The 18,196-nt window shown below is 51.2% G+C and carries 12 protein-coding genes and 1 pseudogene; 9 read left to right on the forward strand and 4 right to left on the reverse strand.

Annotated features, from left to right (window positions below):
* On the forward strand, positions 1-1,127 hold a 1,127-nt coding region (locus tag GX117_05945), incomplete at its 5' end, for a LacI family transcriptional regulator (protein ID NLO32884.1).
* 39 nt (positions 1,128-1,166) lie between these two features.
* On the opposite strand, the gene mutY is transcribed toward GX117_05945, so the two are convergent.
* Positions 1,167-2,228 (reverse strand): A/G-specific adenine glycosylase, encoded by a 1,062-nt coding sequence (gene mutY, locus GX117_05950; protein ID NLO32885.1) that lies wholly within the window; start codon positions 2,226-2,228, stop codon positions 1,167-1,169.
* Between the two features lie 156 nt (positions 2,229-2,384).
* Positions 2,385-3,683 carry a DUF1080 domain-containing protein gene (locus GX117_05955; protein ID NLO32886.1) on the reverse strand — a complete coding sequence of 433 codons (1,299 nt, stop codon included), beginning with the start codon at positions 3,681-3,683 and terminating at the stop codon, positions 2,385-2,387.
* Positions 3,684-4,057: 374 nt separating this feature from the next.
* Between GX117_05955 and GX117_05960 the strand changes: the two genes are divergently transcribed.
* Together GX117_05960 and GX117_05965 are read left to right on the forward strand one after the other, a co-directional pair.
* Positions 4,058-4,528: a DUF386 domain-containing protein gene (locus GX117_05960; protein ID NLO32887.1), complete on the forward strand. Its 471-nt coding sequence runs from the start codon at positions 4,058-4,060 to the stop codon at positions 4,526-4,528.
* 78 nt (positions 4,529-4,606) lie between these two features.
* Positions 4,607-6,154, forward strand: a complete 1,548-nt coding sequence (locus GX117_05965) for an acyl CoA:acetate/3-ketoacid CoA transferase (protein ID NLO32888.1) — start codon at positions 4,607-4,609, stop codon at positions 6,152-6,154.
* 20 nt (positions 6,155-6,174) lie between these two features.
* Here the strand turns inward: GX117_05965 and GX117_05970 are convergent, their stop codons facing one another.
* Positions 6,175-8,745 carry a TIGR03960 family B12-binding radical SAM protein gene (locus GX117_05970; GenBank protein ID NLO32889.1) on the reverse strand — a complete coding sequence of 857 codons (2,571 nt, stop codon included), beginning with the start codon at positions 8,743-8,745 and terminating at the stop codon, positions 6,175-6,177.
* A 771-nt stretch (positions 8,746-9,516) separates the two neighbouring features.
* On the opposite strand from GX117_05970, the gene GX117_05975 reads away from it, so the two are divergent.
* From GX117_05975 to GX117_06000, 6 genes are all read left to right on the forward strand, one after another.
* The gene (locus GX117_05975; protein ID NLO32890.1) at positions 9,517-10,647 is read left to right on the forward strand and encodes an exo-alpha-sialidase; all 1,131 of its coding nucleotides are present in this window, start codon (positions 9,517-9,519) and stop codon (positions 10,645-10,647) included.
* A 119-nt stretch (positions 10,648-10,766) separates the two neighbouring features.
* On the forward strand, positions 10,767-11,657 hold the full coding sequence (locus tag GX117_05980) for a sugar phosphate isomerase/epimerase (protein ID NLO32891.1): 891 nt from the start codon (positions 10,767-10,769) through the stop codon (positions 11,655-11,657).
* A 260-nt stretch (positions 11,658-11,917) separates the two neighbouring features.
* Complete coding sequence (locus tag GX117_05985; GenBank protein NLO32892.1) at positions 11,918-12,583, forward strand: cobalamin-binding protein; 666 nt, start codon at positions 11,918-11,920, stop codon at positions 12,581-12,583.
* Positions 12,584-12,714: 131 nt separating this feature from the next.
* Positions 12,715-12,903 (forward strand): hypothetical protein, encoded by a 189-nt coding sequence (locus GX117_05990; protein ID NLO32893.1) that lies wholly within the window; start codon positions 12,715-12,717, stop codon positions 12,901-12,903.
* Positions 12,887-13,477 carry an RNA polymerase sigma factor gene (locus tag GX117_05995; GenBank protein NLO32894.1) on the forward strand — a complete coding sequence of 197 codons (591 nt, stop codon included), beginning with the start codon at positions 12,887-12,889 and terminating at the stop codon, positions 13,475-13,477. Before GX117_05990 ends, GX117_05995 begins: the two co-directional genes overlap by 17 nt.
* On the forward strand, positions 13,474-15,279 hold the full coding sequence (locus GX117_06000) for a hypothetical protein (protein NLO32895.1): 1,806 nt from the start codon (positions 13,474-13,476) through the stop codon (positions 15,277-15,279). Before GX117_05995 ends, GX117_06000 begins: the two co-directional genes overlap by 4 nt.
* 2,685 nt (positions 15,280-17,964) lie before the next feature.
* On the opposite strand, the pseudogene GX117_06005 reads toward GX117_06000, so the two are convergent.
* Positions 17,965-18,060: pseudogene (locus GX117_06005) on the reverse strand (peptidase M4).
* Positions 18,061-18,196: the final 136 nt, after the last annotated feature.

The raw sequence follows: 18,196 nt of genomic DNA on the forward strand, positions 1-18,196 counted from the left end.
CGGTGAGACCGCCTTATACGGACTACCTAACAAAAATCATAGAAAGTCCTATTGCCGCTGAGCCAAGACAGGGGGAGTGGACTATTTACGACGTTGCAAAGGTTGCGGGTGTATCCACCAATACGGTGAGCAAGGTATTGAACAAAAAACCGGGTGTGGGTATTGCTACCCGTAAACGGGTTGAGAAAATTATTAAGGATGTGGGTTTTTCTCCCCATATCGGTGCGCGGGGATTGCGTGCGAAACAAAACGCCTGCATCGGCGTGGCGATGCCCGTTCCTTTTGAAGCATCACCTGCCAGCCAAAGTTTTTTGCTGTGGCTCTTTACATTGCTTTATAAGGTCTTCAGCGGTCCGGGCGAATATGTGTGTTTTGATTTGGCAACCTTAGCGCCGCAAGTCAGTGTTGATTATGTCCGTGGTCTTTTTGCACAACTCTTCAAAGCCTTTCTGCTCATAGGTCCCTTGGCGGTAGATGATTCCAGAATCCGGCTGATCCATAATGCGGGCCACCCCTATTTGGCATTGGGAAGACTCGATGCTTTCCCTGAGTGCAGCAGTGCAACGGTCGATTATGTGGAAGGAGCTTATCAAAGTACCCGATTCCTGTTGGAACGCGGCCATACCCGCATTGCCATGCTCAAAGCCTTTGAAGGGTATCAACCGGGCGTTGAGCGGCTCCGCGGTTATGAGAAAGCCCTTAATGAGGCGGGGGTAAGCATGGATCCGGCATTGATTCAAAACATTCAATTCGGCCCTAAGAATGTGACCGTCGCTGTTGAGGCGCTGTTACAAGATCGGTCCATAACGGCGTTGATTGATGCCAGTGCCACGGAGGACGGTGTGAGCATACGGGAAGGACTGAAACTAGCGGGCCGCGACCCGGAAAAAAATCTTGAGGTCGTCTCGTGGACCTATAATAAAGGCGTTTCTGTATTACATGAAGAAGTTGCCCATCTTTGGCTGCCTGTACGCGAATCGGCAGAAGAAGGGGTCTCCCGTCTTGCCGACTGGATTTATGGGCGCAGTGAGGGGCCCATCAAAGTACTGCATCAGCCGGTGTTGGAAGAGTCTGTGGGAGAAAAAGAAATCGAACCGCCCACGCGTCTCTTTGAATCGCTTGATTAGCCGAATCCATTGTGCGCCGGCAAGTGGGCAGGCACGGTCTTACAAGAGTTTCAAAAACTTGTGGTTTCCTTTGGGGAAGGGATAGTCGTCGAATTCGTCGCGGGTCACCCATTTTAGTTCGGTGTGAAAATTCGGACGTGGCTTGCCTTTCACCACACGGCACCGGAAGACGTTCAGGGTGACCTTAAAATGGGTGTAGGCGTGTTTCGCAACGGTTATGAGTCCGCCCGGCTCAATTTCGATGCCCAGTTCTTCTCTGCATTCCCGTATCAGCGCCTGTTGATGATTCTCGCCGGCTTCCAGTTTGCCGCCGGGAAATTCCCAGAGTCCGCCTAAGAAACCGGTGGAAGGGCGCTTGCCGATTAAGTAGCCTTCGCCTTTGCAGAGAACTGCAACCACGACTTCATGATGGGGCACCGTTTTTTTGACACTTCGCATAGGCAGCTCTTCTTGGGAGCCCAACTTATAGGCTTCACAATGGACTTGCACGGGACAGTCGTGGCAATCGGGCGTTTTCGGCGTGCAGATGCGCGCGCCCAATTCCATCATGGCTTGGTTGAAGTCGCCCGGTTCTTTTTGGGACAAGAGGGATCCCGCCATAGCCCACAGCTGTTGTTGTACGGCTGAGGCGTCGATAGAGGCTTTCAGTGCGTTGATGCGCGCGAGGACTCGTTTCACATTGCCATCCAATACGGGCGCCGCTTTATTAAAAGCGATGCTGGCAATGGCGCCCGCCGTATATTTACCGATTCCGGGCAGGAGTTGCAAAACTTCGGGTGTATCGGGAAAGTTTCCTTTGTATTGTTCCATCAGGATCCGTGCTGTTCGGTGCAGGTTTCGGGCGCGGGTGTAATAGCCGAGCCCTTCCCATTGTTTCAATACCTCTTCTTCTTCGGCGTCTGCCAAAGATTTCAGATCGGGAAAGCGCTCTAAGAAGCGTTCATAATAGGGGAGCCCTTGATCCACCCGTGTTTGTTGCAGCATGATTTCTGAGAGATAAATGCGGTAGGGATCTTTGGTTCTCCGCCAAGGCAAATCCCGTGCTTCATCCTCGAACCAAGCGAGTAAGTCATGTTGAAAGTTTTGAATGGTTCCTCTCATAGAAGAGCAATCCTGTTGATTCGACCCCGGACGCTATGCCGGGGAAAGACCTAGGTCTTTCCGCCGGCAAGATGAATTCATCTACAGCGCCGTTCCGCCTGAGGCGGGTTCCACATTATGCCGTGTCCGGCGTGTTGCGCTCCGCTCTAATCAGGGTCACAGTTCTTTGATGCGGATGTTGCGAAAGACCACATAATCATCGTGGTCTTGGAGATCGATAAATCCTTTTCGCAGTCGATAGCGCAATTCTTCCACCTCATCCATATCGAAATCTTGGATGATAATTCCGTTTAAGGTTACTTTTAAATGGGAGCCTTGGGTTTGGATCTCCAAGGCGTTCCATTCGCCTTCGGGATGGGTTGCCACAGTCAATGCAGGCACGACATCATACACAGCGCCCGTGCTGGTGTCGTGAGGTTCTTTCAAATCAGAGTCGCCCATTAACTGGATCTCAAATCCGATTTTGGATTGTCGTGCGGCGCGGGGCACCCACAAATGAATGCCGCTGTTAGCGTCTGCATCATTAAATTTATATTCAAGGCGGAGAATGAAATCTTCGTAGCGGTCGCGGGTCACCAGTCCGCCGGCACCGGCTTTGTAGCATTCCAAATAGCCGTCATCGTTGATGCGGAAAGATTCGCCTTCATGATAATAATTCCACCAGTTATCCAAATCGACGCCGTTGAAAAGGGAAACGAATCCTTCGGCTTGTTCCTCTTCCGAGAGCTTGCTGTTATCAGGTGTCCACGGCATTTTCTCGACGGGATTCGTGTAGGCTTCATCCAGCATGGTATAGCTTTGATCGTTATCGGGCAGCAAATAATTGGTGTTGCCCCAAGGTTCCTCAGGCAGGCTTCCTGATAGCAATACCAAACCGTTATTGCCGGCGACGGCGGGATCGGTCATGATTTTCACATCACCATTTTCGGGGGCGGCAAGGACGAGGTTGGGCGCGAGCCGTTTAAAGCTTGCTGCCAATGGGGGCGCGTCCGGCCCGTCAATGATATATAAGGCTTTCCGTTGCGTGCCCAATACTTTTGCTGCGCTGCGCACGGCGTTCTTACGGAAGGTGGAATCCCTTGAGTCTCCCAAGACATTGATGACGCAGAACATGCGCTGATCTTTGGCGCGTTCCGCGTAGCTTTCGATAGTCTCAGCAACAGCGGGATCTAGACTTTTGCCGTCAGCACTGAACCCGGCCAGATCGAGGCAGATCCCGTTGGCGCCGACCTTGGCAATCTTCGCCATGGCGGGCACCATGTATTCCAGTGCCGCCCCTTTTTCTAAGAGTCCGGGAACGTGTACGGCACGGATGATGATGGCTTTCTTGTCGCGATGGATTTGGTGATCGACAATCTTAAGGTCATTCTTTTCGGGCGGTGTCCACAGTGTGGCACAGCCCATCAACACAAACGTAATGCTAAACACAAGCATAAGAGGAAGGATCTTTTTCATTATCTTCTCCCAATTGGATAAAAAATAGTTACAGTGGGTAAGCGTTGACCCTTTAAGGGATATAAGAGGTCGTTGTACGTGGCGTGCTTTCTTACCGCTCAGATCGCGTTTTGCGGAAAACAAAGCAACTCTGTTTTTAACCTATAGAGGGGGCTATTGTCAAACCTTGGACGCGGCGCTCCCTGCTTTCTTGAATTCATTGGGCGAATCTGTCACACTATTCTTGATCTTATGGTGATTTCTATAGATCCGACTAGGAACGGGGACATGTCCCGCGCGGAAAGAAATATAGAGGCACCTTTATGCAAGCGGCGTTGATGCAGTGCGCAGCAGCGCAGGGTACCATGTGTTTTCATCCGATACAGGAACTACTCATGATCGTTGATATTATTGACAATTGGAAAAAATATTATCCGAACAATGCGCTTTGGCAACAGGCTTTCGACTATCTGCTCAGCTTGAACGAAGATACGCCGCCCTGTGAAATGCAATCCCTTGTCGGTGATCAAGTCAAGGGTCGTGTCATGTGTTACACCACCTGTGCGCCCGAAGATACGGTTCTTGAAGGACACGATCTTTATGTGGATATCCAAATGTCTGTGACGGGCACCGAATGCATTGATTGGTTTCCTCGTTCACAGTTAACCATAAAAACGCCTTATGATCCCGCGTCAGACGCACTGTTTTTTGAACGACCGGATTTTGGTCCGGTGCGCGTACTCAATCGACCGGGATTTTTTACCGTGCTTTTTCCGCAAGATGTGCACGCCACGCAAGTGTGGGAAAATGCCCGCCCTGTAGAGGTTAAAAAAGCAGTCGTGAAGATCTTGTTGTCGGCCCTGTAGCCACAGCGCCCTTGATCCATCCGCTGCAATCGTTAAACACACATTCCTCTCAAAACCAGCCACAAAGGAAATGTATCTATGGCAATCGTATTGTCTGCAGAAGAAGCAGTAAAGCGTATCCCCGATGGAGCCACTATTTTTTTGGAAGCCATGCCCAGTGAAGAGGTCTTCCCGGCCTTTCATCGTGTCTATGAGGCGACCGGTTCACCCAAAGGTCTGACCGTCTATTGGGCTGCCGGCATCGGCCCCTTTAGCGCGGAAAATCGCGGAATGAACCATTTCTCCTATCCGGGCATGATCAAACGGCTCGTCTTGGGTCACGCCGGTTTGAATCACAAAGTGGTTAAGACCATTGCCGCCAATGAGGTGGAAGCCTACAATTTGCCTCAGGGCGTTATTACCCAATTGTTCCGTGAAGTGGCTGCCGGCCGGCCCGGCGTCATCACCCATGTGGGTTTAGGAACCTTTGTGGATCCCCGTATTGAAGGCGGGAAACTCAATGAACGCACCCGTGACTGTGAAGATCTGGTTGAAGTTATCGAAATCGACGGACGCGAATTCCTGCGCTATAAACCGACGAAGGTGCAAGCCGCTGTTGTCCGCGGCACCACCGCCGACCCGAACGGCAATATTACACGGGAAAATGAGGCGCTGTCCATGGAAGGGCTGGACGCTGCCATGGCCGCGCGCAACTGCGGCGGCTTGGTCATTGCCCAGGTGGAACGCTTGAGTGATACGCCTGCCAAACCCATTAATGTGCATATTCCCGGTATTTTGGTTGATATCGTTGTGGTTGCATCTTCGCGCCAAACGCACCCTCATACGCTTTTCGTTGAGCAGGATCCCAGCTATACGGGCGACGAGCTCGCCGATCTGAGCGGCGCGCTGGAAGCCATGCCCTTATCCCCGGAGAAAGTCATTTGCCGTCGTGCCCTCATGGAGCTCAAGGGCGGTGACGTTATCAATCTCGGTGTAGGGATTCCTATGGGCGTTGCTCGAGTCGCCCAGGAAGAGGGCTTGCTCGAAGAGCTGACCATGACAACAGAAATAGGCGTGGTCGGCGGATTGCCGCAAGGCGGTAAAAATTTCGGCCCTGCCCAGAACCCTTCCGCCATTATGTCCCAGACGACCATGTTCGATTTCTACGATGGGGGCGGACTGGATGTGACCTGTGTGGGCATGGCACAGGTGGACGGCGAAGGCAACGTCAATGTGAGCAAGCTCGGCGCTAACGTGATCGGCAGCGGCGGCTTCATCAATCTCACACAAAGTGCGAGGGAAGTGCTCTTTTGTGGTGAGTTTTCCGCTGTGGGCACCGATATTGCCGTGGAATCGGGAAATTTGCTCATCCGTCAGGACGGCAAAGTGGCAAAGTTTGTCGACGCCGTCGGTCAGATTACCTTCAGCGGCAAGGTCGCGCGCGAAGACGGGCAAAAGATTTTGTTCATCACCGAACGGTGCGTATTCAAAATGGTCAGAGAAGGGCTGATGCTTGTGGAAGTAGCGCCCGGTATTGATCTTGAACGGGACATCTTGCAGCGCATGAAATTCATGCCCATTATTTCGCCCAATCTTAAAGACATGGATAAACGGCTGTTTTTATCGGAGCCTATGGGATTGGCGTAAGCCTAAACCGGCGCGCTGCACTAGGCCTCTAAAAAGCTTTCTGTTTTGCGTACCCGGGTGGCAATAGGATCCAATCCCAAAAGCATTATCAGTTCTTTGGGTTTGGCGAGGCGTCCCTCTGTGAGCAGGGTGGTGAAGGTGACGGCTGTCCGTTGTTCTGTATCCTCGTGTGCATCTACACAGGCCAATTCGCTTACCAGGGGCCGCAAATCAATGGTGATGGCTTTGCGTTTTTTATCGCCAAACTTGGAGCGATTCTTCACCATCCGTTCCATATGCCATTGCTCCTTTTCCAGGAGTGCTTCGATTTTTACCGCCATATCTTCAGGCATATGATCGGGCAGCAAGAGATAACGGTGTCCCTGCAGCTGCGCCATGAGGGAAGCCTCCTTCATGGGCCGCTCTTCAACAGTGTAGGCAGTGAAGCCGTCGGGCAATTGGGCACGTAACGCTGCTAAGGCCTGTGCAGGATCATATTCTTTTTCCAAAACCACGTCCATAAGTTCCGCTTCGCTCTCTTCACCTACAGGCATAGCGGTGGAAAAGGTAACTTTAGGGCGCGCATGAAAACCCTGTGATGACGCCAAGGCGAGGCCGGCACGGCGCAGCGCCCGTATCCACGCCTCCGCCGTTTCCAGATGACTCAGCAAACGAAGGCGGCCTGTGCGGCCCACCTGAAAGCGCAGTCGTTGCACAGCTATAGGCGCATCCTCATGTGCCTCAAGGGCGCGTTCCTGTAGAGGCGCGTCCTCCTCGGCACCCTGTTTGCTGCGTTTTTGCATGAGTGTACAGGCGGCGGCGCTGTGACGCAATGCACCGCAGAGATGGCAGGGACCGACACGGCAATCCTGTGTAAAACCTTCCTCATGGGCGCGCTGCCATTCTTCGAAGAGGGCGTCGCGACTGACTTGTGCGTCAATATGATCCCAAGGGAAGCGTGCGTCGGCTTGCCGTTCGGCAAATTGTTCTGCCACGGGATAGTTCGTTTCTTCTATGGCTCTTTGCCACGCGCCGAAATTGAGATGTTCGCTCCAGCTCTCGTAGCCGCCGCCATGTTGTAAGACCCTATGGAGCAGTGCTGCGGCGCGTCGGTCGGCACGGCTGAGCAGGCCTTCTATGAACGAGCTTTCCGGACTGTGCCTTCCAAAGATGATGCGTCGGTTGTTCCGCAAAAGGGACGCTAAGCGCCGTTGTTTTTCCACCGTTTCTTCCAGGCCGATTTGAGCCGCCCACTGGAAAGGGGTGAAGGCTTTGGGTACGAAGGTAGAGACGCCTAAGCGCAGCTGTGCGTTGGAGCGTGCTTTTCGCCCTTCACGGAGTGTACGAAGACAGAGTTCTGCGATAGCGTCCACATCAGCATCTGTTTCGGTGGGCAGTCCGATCATAAAGTAAAGTTTAATATGGGTCCAGCCTCGGGAAAAGGCGTCATGAGCCAACTCAAAAAGCTGTTCGTCTGTAAGATCTTTGTTGATGACTGCGCGCAGCCGTGCCGTGCCTGCTTCGGGCGCAAAAGTAAGTCCGCTGCGCCGTCGGGAACTCACATAATCGGCCATGGCGACGGAAAAGCGATCGAGCCGCAGCGATGGCAGCGCTTGTGATGCTTGATGGGCAGCGGCGATTTGCGCTGTTTCTCGGAGCAAGGTATTGATTTGGGAGTGGTCACAGGTGGATAAAGAGACTAAAGTGGCGGCGTCCATGCCCGAGTGGGAGAGTGCCCCATCGAGGAGCTTACATACGGTTGGCACGGAGCGTTCCCGCACAGGCCGCGTCAGCATGCCTGCCTGACAAAAGCGGCATCCGTGCGTGCAGCCGCGCAAGACTTCCACGCCCACGCCGTCGTGTACCAGTTGGACATAGGGCGTGATATAGCGTTCGGGGTAGATGGCTTGGTCGAGATCGGAGAGGAAAGCAGCGTGAATGGGCGGCTTGCTCGCGTCAGGAAGCCAAAGGGTATCGCTTATTTTCTCTTGCCCATAGAGAGCGGGCACATAGACCCCTTCCACTTCCGCCAAGGCTTGCAGCACTGTTTCTTTGAGCGCGCCTTTGCCCTTGCGCAGGCATTTCGCAATTTCCAAAATCACGTCCTCGCCATCTCCGATCACAAAGAAATCGAGGAAAGGAGCGAGAGGTTCGGGATTGTAGGCACAAGGTCCCCCTGCGAAGAGGAGGGGCATCGTGCTGTCTCGTTCTTCCGAAAAAAGCGGCAGACCCGTAAGTTGGATAATTTTGAGCACATTAACATAAGTTAATTCTGATTGCAGGGTAAAACCGATCCCTTGCGCTTGGGTGACCGGCTCTTGGGACTCCAGCATGCGTAAGGTTTCGTTGTGGGCACGCATTAAGGCTTCCATGTCCGGCCCGGGAAGATAGGCACGCTCCGCCCATATGTCCGCTTCTTGGTTCAAAATGGTATAGAGAATTTGCAGACCCAGATTACCCAGTCCTAATTCATAGATATCCGGGAAAACAAGACAGAGGCGCAGCTTTACGTCTGCCTTGTCTTTCACAATTGAATTCCATTCACCCCCTATGTAACGAGCCGGTTTTTCTGCCTGTTCGTAAAGGCGGTCAGGAAATGGGGTTAAGGTCATGGTAGGATGCTTTCTTTTGAAGAACAGGGCTGCGTGAAACAAACATGCTACGGGGATGTTCGTTGAATTGTTGCGCTTTGCCGAGACCTGCAGACAATACCTTTTTACGGCCGCGGCATAGCATTAGATTGTAACAAATCACCGGGTTAAGAGAAAGTCTTCTTTCTCGCAGCGATCAGAATAACACGGATGGGTTGGCAATGGGCGTGTAACGCAACGCCTCAACAACACAAAAGTCTTGTGCCCGGTATATCGCGGTCTAGGGTTCTTGAGAGCGAGACGTCCACTGAAGGGGAGCCCGGAGATGTGGAAGAAAGCAACGGTTGTTGCAAGAGTAATGATAAGATTCTGTCCTTACCGGAATTGCTGCACAAGGGTCTTGGTGATTGGCTGCTCATTGGAATAAGTCTGATGGGCGTCGGCATCTTCTCATATCGTTTACGCTCATATAGAATCTAGTCTCTACTATAAGGGCCGTCTCGATTGTGAGGCGGTCCTGTTTTTTTAGCGCTCGTTCTAGTATTGAATTTGGAGTGAACGGGGGGTTGGGATCGCCTCATGATTCCGCTGTGCGGCGCAGGGGGAAAGCGGTTATTGCAAAGCCTTCTTCCTCTTGGCAGACACTTTTGGAAATGGAATAGCCTACAAAAGAAATGTAATAATGAAACTAGAGTAGGGGGAGGGGATTTTATGTTAAAGTGGAAATGAAGCTCGTATCCCTGTTCACGCCGGGAGCGTACTTGCTGCAACCGTAAAGGAAGAGGAAAGAGCATGAAGATTCATTTTATCTTCGTTATGTCATTACTGATACTCGTTCAGCCGGGTGTTTTCGCTGCGCCGGAAGGTATCGCTCCGGGGATTATGGTGAGCCATGATTTATTCAACAATTCCATGTGCGAGGGTGTCGGCTGCTATCGTATTCCGTCGCTGGTGACCACTCCTGACGGGGTGCTTATTGCTGTGATGGACGAGCGCATGGGAAAATGCGCCGATCTTCATGACAGCAAAGATACGAATTTGGTCATGCGTCGCAGCGAAGACAACGGACTGACTTGGTCAGCCTTGGAACGTATCGTCGATTTTGAGTATGGCAAATCCGCTTCCGATACCGCCATGATAGTGGATTGGCAGAGCAATGAAGTTTTTCTTTTATATAACGTTATGGATTTCAACACGGAACCGGGCATCTATCGGATCCATGTTATCCGAAGCAAAGACAATGGCCGGTCTTGGGGCGAAGCTGAAGATATTACCGCTCAGATAACAAAGGCGAGCTGGCACAAAGACTTTAAATTTGTAACCTCGGGCCGAGGCATACAAACACGCTCCGGTGATTTGCTTCATTGTCTTGTCAATATGGATAAAGGCGTTCATCTCTTTGGCAGCCGGACCCACGGAAAAGATTGGTTTTTTATCGACACGCCCCTTGAAGGGGTTGATGAATCCAAAGTGGTGGAATTGGCTGATGGCAGTTGGATGGTGAACAGCCGGATAACAAACAAAGGCGGACGCTATGTATTTCGTTCCGATGACCAAGGCGCTCATTGGCGAGGCAAGCCTGAGCCTGCGCTGATCGACCCCAGTTGCAACGCAAGCCTAATCCGATATACCTCGATGTCGGAGGGCTACGATAAAAATCGGCTGCTCTTTGCCAACGCAAAATCGAAGAAGAAGCGTGAAAATCTTACAGTACGCATCAGTTACGATGAGGCGCAAAGCTGGTCGGAAGGCAAGACCATTTATTCCGGTTCGTCGGAATACTCCAGTTTAACCATTTTAAATAATGGTCATATAGCCTTGCTCTTTGAAAAAGATATCCACAAAGAAAATGTTTTTGTTGTTTTCTCTCTCGAATGGCTCACGGATGGACAGGATTCTTATACGCCCCCGCAACAACCCTAAAGAGACAGTGTGGTTGGCTAATCACGGCATACGGATGTGCTGCGCCGGACATTACGATAGGAGAGTTTCCCATCAATAGAATCAACCGACGTTATTTCCTAGCTTCCTGTACTGCCGGTTTGGCGGCTGCATCTTTATCGGCAGGCGCAGCGCAAGGAAGCGACGCCGAAGCTGCGAAAGCGCCGCCCCTTTGTGTATTTTCCAAGCATCTTCAATTTCTTAATTATGAGAAGTTGGCGGTGACTTGTCGACAATTAAGACTTGATGGCGTTGATTTGACCGTACGCCGTGGCGGACATGTACGCCCTGAACGGGTTGCCGTTGATTTGCCGAAGGCAGTTGATGCGCTCCGTGCGGAGGGGATCGCCGTGCCCATGATCACCACCGACTATCTAAGCGCGAAAGATCCTTATGTGCCTGAGGTGCTCGCGGCGGCGCAACAATGCGGTATCTCCTATTGCCGTATTGGCAGCCACCGCTATGTCCAAGATGAAGCGATTGCCGAGCAGCTGCGCCGTATTACCGAAGACATACGAGGGCTGGCAGCAGTGGCGGAAGAACATGAAATCACAGCGGGTTATCATAACCATTCGGGAGCAAATAATTTCGGCGCCAACTTATGGGATCTGTACCGCATCTATGAGCAGGTAGACTCCCCCTATTTGGGTTCCAATTTTGATGTGGGCCACGCACAAGTTGAAAACGGATACGGCAACTGGGAGATTACCGCCCGGCTGATGGCGCCCTGGGTGCGCATGATGTCGGTGAAAGATTTTTACTTTGAGGATGGGAAGCCCCTGTGGTGTCCCCTCGGCGAAGGCATGGTTGATGTGGCCCGTTATTTAGCGTTGTTTCGGACTCATGCAGGTTTCGCCGGTCCCGTATCGCTCCACTTTGAATATAAAATTAAGGGGCGCGAAGAAATGATCCAAGAAATAGAAAAGACTGTGAATTATATGCGCAAAGAGATTTTTCCCAAAGCGGGATATGGCGACAGCAGAGTTTCCTAAGGAAAGGCGCTGTCTTCCGGAGGCGCAGGACTGCGGCGGCTGTTGTTGGCGCAGTACCCTGAAAATGATATTTTTTGATTATTTTGCTTTATGATATGATTTCTGGGCAGGCTTAGCAGGCACTGGCTTTTAATCGAAGATGCTCAATGGGATTCACAACGGGCTGAATGTGGGTCCCCTTGCGTATGGCCGCAACAAGACTGTTTTTATATAAAATCTTGAACCAAGCACCGGTAAAGAACATCAAAGGGAGAAAATCGATGGACCTTTTGGAGAAAATCGCAGCCACCGTGGTTTGTGGCAGAGAAAATATTCATTCCGTTCACCCCAGTAATAAAAAAGGCGAAGTGGGCGTCTTTGAACTGGTGCAGGAGGCACTGGCTGAGGGCGTGGACCCCAATGAAATTCTTAGCAAAGGATTGATGCCGGGTATAAGAGAAGTGGGGATTAAATATAGTAAGAAAGAATTGTACATACCGGATATGCTCATGGCTTCAAGGAGTATGACAACGGGCATGGAATTGCTGAAGCCCTATTTTGCTTCCGGTGAAGTTACCCATCGCGGCGTGTTGGTTATCGGAACGATAAAAGGCGATCTCCACGATTTGGGCAAAAATATGGTGTGTATGATGATGGAAGGCGCCGGCTACGAGGTCATAGATTTGGGAGTCAATGTGCAGCCGGAACGCTTTGTAGAAGAACTGGAAAAACGGCCCGGCTGCATCATAGGGATGAGTGCCTTATTAACGACGACTATGATTCATATGGAGGCGGCGACGCGATTAATCAAAGAGAAGTGCCCGGAAACCTTGGTCTTGATTGGCGGCGCTCCCTTGAATTGGGACTTCTGCAAAAAAATCGGGGCAGACGCCTACGGCCCTGATGCGCAAGAAATAATTGAGTGGCTCGATGCACGAGGAGCCTAAACACTTTTTCTACGATTGTAATGAGTATGTAATGCTCCTTATTGAATAAGGCTGTGTCGGGTTCTCTACTTTTGGGCAAAGACTTTTTTCAACCCGTTCAAATAAGAGAGCAGCTGTTAAAAAATTAAGACGTGAAACGCGGTTTCTACACGATTCATCATCAAGATTGGGCACGATTGAAAACAGGGCTTGAAAAGGCGGTAACAAAAAACGCCGATGAATTGTACTCTGATTGTGTGCAATTCAGAGAGAGTCATGATTACCTCGGAACGAAGCTGTGGTTCACGGCGCAAGGAGGGCTTCATGAAACGCTACACTGAATGCAGCGATGAACAGTTGATGAATATGCTCTGCGGCGGCGACAAAGACGCTTTGCTCGGTCTTGTCGAAAGATATCAAAATGATCTGTTCCGATTTTGTCTCCATTTTTTGGGCAGTACAGAAAGTGCACGGGATGTAACACAGGAGACTTTCTTACGGATCTACACCGCCCGCGAACGTTTCGACAGCGATCGTGTTTTTCGGCCGTGGATGTTGTGTATTGCACGGAATATGTGCCTCTACCTCTTAAAACGCCGAAAGACAGTGCACATGGAGAGCCTCGACGCCTATGAAACCCGCGAGGACGGCAGTGTGCGCAGCTTATCGCAAACCGCTACCGACCATCCGATGGAAGCTATCCTCGCTGATGAACGCAAAAGAGCACTGTTGCAGCTTGTAAATGAATTACCTATAGATATGCGTGAGGTGATTGTGCTTCGTTATTTTGAACAACTTTCTTTCCGAGAAATTGCTGAGGTTCTAGAGAGTACTGAAGGCGCTGTGCGCACGCGCAGCCACCGGGCCTTGAATTTGTTGCGGCGGAAAACAGATAAAAGAACGGATATTCAGTGAAAAAAGACGGTCCCATAATTACGGAAGCCATGTTGATGGACTACCTCGAAGGTATTTCCGAGGCTGACATCCGCCATATCATCCGAGATCGTCTTGAGAAAGACCCGTCGCTGCGCAGGCAGTTGGAAGATCTACAACAAGAAGCCCAAGCCTTGACAGCCTTGGGCGCGGCATTGCGTGCACAAAGCCCGACCGTGCAATTGCAGGAAACCCTAAGCGCGGTCCTTTTTCCTTGCGAAGAAGATACCGAAGACTTAGAACAAGAACTTAAGGACTTGGGCGAAAGTCTGCGCATCCAAGCGCCGCGGCTTCACCTCGCCGATGAATTGGAATTGCGTATCGCGCAGGAAGAGCATGGGACAGATAGGACACCCCTCGAAGATACACTCATCGATCTGGGGCATACGCTGCGCAACCACACGCCCGACGCCGCGCTGTTGACAGCAATCCAAGAGCGTGTGCATGACACGGCACAGCAGCAGACGGCAAAGCTATATATTCTGCCTAAGTCTGAGAAAACAGCATCTGCAAGAAGGCGCACGAAGCCTTCTTGGAACTGGCGCAGCGCTATGGCGGCCAGCTTCGTGTTGACCATCGCTTTGTTCTCCATCCTTGTGTTTCAGTCTAAGAGCGGCCATCATCGCGAACTTGCTCTCCATAAGCCGGACAGCACTACGGTTCCAGCCTCCGCCCGATCCGCATCCTCGACGGAACCTTCCCTTCAAGAAGAGGAACACCGCCCGACCGGCACAAGGCGGACCGATGAACTGCATCAGCTTTTTGCTGTTGCTAGGCCCGTGCTCAAGGACGCCCGCCTTGCTGCCGCAGCCGAAGAAGAAAACAGCACGCCCGGATTTACAATTGAAGATGTTTTACAAGCGAAGGAAACCGCTCTTGCCGGCCAGGCGGATGCCTTGTCCATGTTGGCAAGATGGGGCGCTTTAGATCCCGCCGTGGCGCGGCGCCTCTTCGATGAAGGACACTTGACCGCTGCACAAATAACCGGGATGAGCCGCTTCCTGCCTGAAGGCGAAGCCGTACATATGCTGCGTGAAGCACTCAAGCAAGATCCCGACGATGCCGCACTGCGCTTCGCTTTGGCGAGCCTGCTCGTCAACGATCCCGACGTCTACGATGAGGCACAGCAGCAACTCAACACCTTGCGTGCCTTGGCGCCCGATAACGCATTGGTAGGATATATGGATGCGCGGCTCCGTTTTGCGAAGGGCGATTTCGCCGGCGCACTGGAAGGCATCGAATTCGCATCACGTATGGAACAGGCCGGCGCTTTCGGTCTTGATAATGCCCGGTACCACAGTGCGGCGCTGCAGGCAGCAGGGCTGTCCTCGGACTTGGCAGATACAGTGGCGGCTTTTTACGGCGGCACCGATGAATATGGATTGATCACACAGATGAAAAGCGATTTGCTCGGTTATGGGCAATATTATCAGTCCCTCGGTGAGTATGACACGGCCATGATGATTTATAAAAGTGTTGGTGAACTGGGGACGCAGCTCATGGAAGGCGCCGCCTACACCAACGAATATTTGGCAGGTCTTGATACGCAGGCTGCCGCTCTTGATGCCATGGATGTATTGGCGAATTACATCGATATCCCGGGCGGCCTAGAAGTTTTGCAAACTACCTACAATGCTTTCGTAGAGAGTTTGAATATTTTTCTCGATTATACCCATCTACTGGAAAACCTGACCCACTTCAAAGATATTCACAACGTGTTGAACGTGGTTAACGTCATTTTACAAACGGGAGATATCTCGTATTTACAACAAGTCGCCCCGTAAATAATGGCGGGATTGCCGTCAAACTATGAAATTTTAATCGAATTCACCGCTTCGTTCCTTTTATACTTGTTATAAATCATCTTATTTTTGAAAGATTATAATGAAATGTGTAGCAGGTCTTGTTTTAGCGGCCTTTTAAAAGCTATACTTGCTTATCTTTTGTAACGTTAAACTTGAAAACGTAAAATGCTTTCTATAGAATGAAGCAAATAGAAACACTGTGCACGGATAGCGTGTTTATTTCAAAAACAATGAGAGGTTGATCATGAAGAATGCGTGGAAAGTCGTAGTAATACTTGCTGTTTCTTTGTTGCCTTTCATCGCTGCGGGAGATCCCGGTGATGTGTTGATGCCCGACCCCATGTTGGAGACTGCCGTTGAAGCAGTCATCGGCAACGACGGGATACCCGGCGCGGTGGACGGTAACTGGCTCATCGGCGATGGTCTCTCCTCTGCGGGAGCGGGACTCAATGACGTGGAAGGAGGTCTCATCTTTGTGGGAGATCCTTTTCATCCTTTGGAATCAATGCCTCAGGGTGTGACGGATTTAACCGGCTTAGAAGAAGCCGACAATTTACAGGCAGCTTTTTTGGGCAATGGAGATATTGAGAGTTTAGCGCCCATTGCAGACCTGCCTAACTTATTCGGTCTGTTTTTTCTGAATATGGGAATTGATGATGGGGACATCCAAGTGCTCGCAGACGGCGACGCGCCCGTAAGTCACCTCTTTATAATTAATTTTAGCTGGGAACCCGGCGATCAAAACAGCCTTACCAATGCTGCGATCAACACCATTGCAGGGATGGGAAAACTGGCTGAATTGACGATTCATTCCTCAGCGATTACCTTAGATATTGCCCCCTTGGCAGCTTTAGATTTAGAAGCCTTAAATCTAGGAATGGTAAACATTACAAACGGCATAGACGTTGTTAATGGATTTACTAACTTGAGAGAACTCGGCTTTGCTTACTGCAATATTGATGATGATGATCTCGCCCTTATTGATTGGTCGGTGTTTGTAGGCTTAGAAGACCTTGCCCTGTCCTATAATCAAATTACCGATATTGAAGTATTGCTCGATTTGAGTGCAGAACCGGGTCTCGCCATAGACTTGGAAGGGAATCCACTCAATAAAGTCAGTGTCTGTACCTATGTCCCCGACTTAGAGGCCGCCGGATATGACGTAAACATTGAAGAGGTTGCTCCTTGTGATGCGCCCGTATTGACGCTTTCAGTCGACGGCTTGGGTAACACAAGTCCCGATCCCGGTGAGTATCGTTTTGAAGCCGGGAAAGTCGTTGAGCTAAACGCTCTTAAAATTAGCGGCGGTTCTGTATTTTCTCACTGGGTAGGCAATGTTGCCAATCCTAACTCGCCTACAACCACCATTGTAATAAACAATGATGAATCGGTGACCGCTGTATTTGTGGAAGGTGATTTTACAATAACGCTTACCCACGATGGAGACGGAACCGGAACGACCCAACCGCCCGTTGGAACCTGGGGATATAAGGCAGGTGAGTCGGAACAACTGGCAAACACACCCGATACCGGATCCTATTGGGGTGGATGGCAAGGAACGCAAGGCGGAGAACTTTTTAGCCGGTTACTTCCCATGAATCAAAATTATGAGCTTGTGGCCGTCTTTGGAGCCAGCGCCCACACGCTAACCATTGGGATAAGCGATGCGTCCTTGGGAATTATTTTTCCCCCTCCGGGAGAATATGAAGTGGCCGCCGTCGCCGGATATGACATTAAATTATTTTGTTTCCCCCAAGGCGGAGCTAACTTCTTAGGTTGGACCGGTGATGTCGGAGAAGCATTTCCCTATAATACAGAGATATTTCTCACCATGGATCAAGACCGCAGCGTGGTCGGAAACTTCAAACAACCTGAATTAACGCTATCCGTCAATGGTAATGGCGCAACGATTCCCGCGCCGGGTACCCATGCCTATGGCGCCGGCTCTGCAGTCGAGGTACAAGCTATCGCCGCTCCGGGCTGGCACTTTGTTAAGTGGGAACTCAATGGAAATGAGCACGGTTATGACGAGAACGTTAGTGTTGATGTTTGGCTAGATTCCACGTTGGTGGCATTCTTTGAGCAAGACGATGGTGAAGGTGAGCCCGTCGAAGAAGGTGAGCCGGTTGAAGAGGGTGAACCTGTCGAAGAAGGTGAGCCGGTCATAGAAGGCGAACCGGAGCCGGTAAGGTCGTTGACAATCGCGGAAGTCTCTGCAGATACCGGAACGGCTGTAGATGTTCCTGTATATTTGGTTGCCACAGGAGGGAATGAAATTGGTTTTCTGCTGAGCGTGGCTTTCGATCCCACTGAATTGCAGTATGTGTCTGCATCTTTAGGCAGCGGTTTAGAAGCGTATACGCCGGCAATACAAACACTGGCTGACGATGTTGACGTTGGTCAGCTTGGCATTGCATTTTATGTCGACTTTATGTCCAGCGCCCATGAAGTATTAGCGCCGGGAGAATATGAGGCTGTAAAAATTAGCTTCGATGTCGTAGGGGATCCGGGAGTAACGGCAGCAATCACTATAACCGACGTGCCCCAGACGTCCATGGTGGCAAATGCTTCGTTCGCAGCTTTAGATACAGTATTCCAAAGCGGATCCGTCGCCATTACCGGTGAACCTGTCGTCGAAGAAGGCGAACCCGTAGAAGAGGGCGAACCCGGAGAAGGTGAACCCGTAGAAGAGGGTGAACCCGTCGAAGAAGGCGAACCCGTCGAAGAAGGCGAACCCGTCGAAGAGGGTGAACCTGTCGAAGAAGGCGAGCCGGTTGAAGAGGGCGAGCCGGTTGAAGAGGGCGAACCCGTCGAAGAGGGCGAACCCGTCGAAGAAGGTGAACCTGTCGAAGAAGGCGAGCCGGTTGAAGAGGGCGAACCCGTCGAAGAGGGTGAA

Source organism: Candidatus Hydrogenedentota bacterium, from assembly GCA_012523015.1.
Taxonomy (GTDB): domain Bacteria; phylum Hydrogenedentota; class Hydrogenedentia; order Hydrogenedentales; family CAITNO01; genus JAAYBJ01.

Bases quoted from the DNA above. Each gene is read 5' to 3' on its own strand.
- GX117_05965 (NLO32888.1), top strand. From the start codon at position 4,607: ATGGCAATCGTATTGTCTGCAGAAGAAGCAGTAAAGCGTATCCCCGAT.
- GX117_05960 (NLO32887.1), top strand. From the start codon at position 4,058: ATGATCGTTGATATTATTGACAATTGGAAAAAATATTATCCGAACAAT.
- GX117_05970 (NLO32889.1), bottom strand. From the start codon at position 8,745: ATGACCTTAACCCCATTTCCTGACCGCCTTTACGAACAGGCAGAAAAA.
- GX117_05995 (NLO32894.1), top strand. From the start codon at position 12,887: ATGAAACGCTACACTGAATGCAGCGATGAACAGTTGATGAATATGCTC.
- GX117_05955 (NLO32886.1), bottom strand. From the start codon at position 3,683: ATGAAAAAGATCCTTCCTCTTATGCTTGTGTTTAGCATTACGTTTGTG.
- mutY (NLO32885.1), bottom strand. From the start codon at position 2,228: ATGAGAGGAACCATTCAAAACTTTCAACATGACTTACTCGCTTGGTTC.
- GX117_05985 (NLO32892.1), top strand. From the start codon at position 11,918: ATGGACCTTTTGGAGAAAATCGCAGCCACCGTGGTTTGTGGCAGAGAA.
- GX117_05975 (NLO32890.1), top strand. From the start codon at position 9,517: ATGAAGATTCATTTTATCTTCGTTATGTCATTACTGATACTCGTTCAG.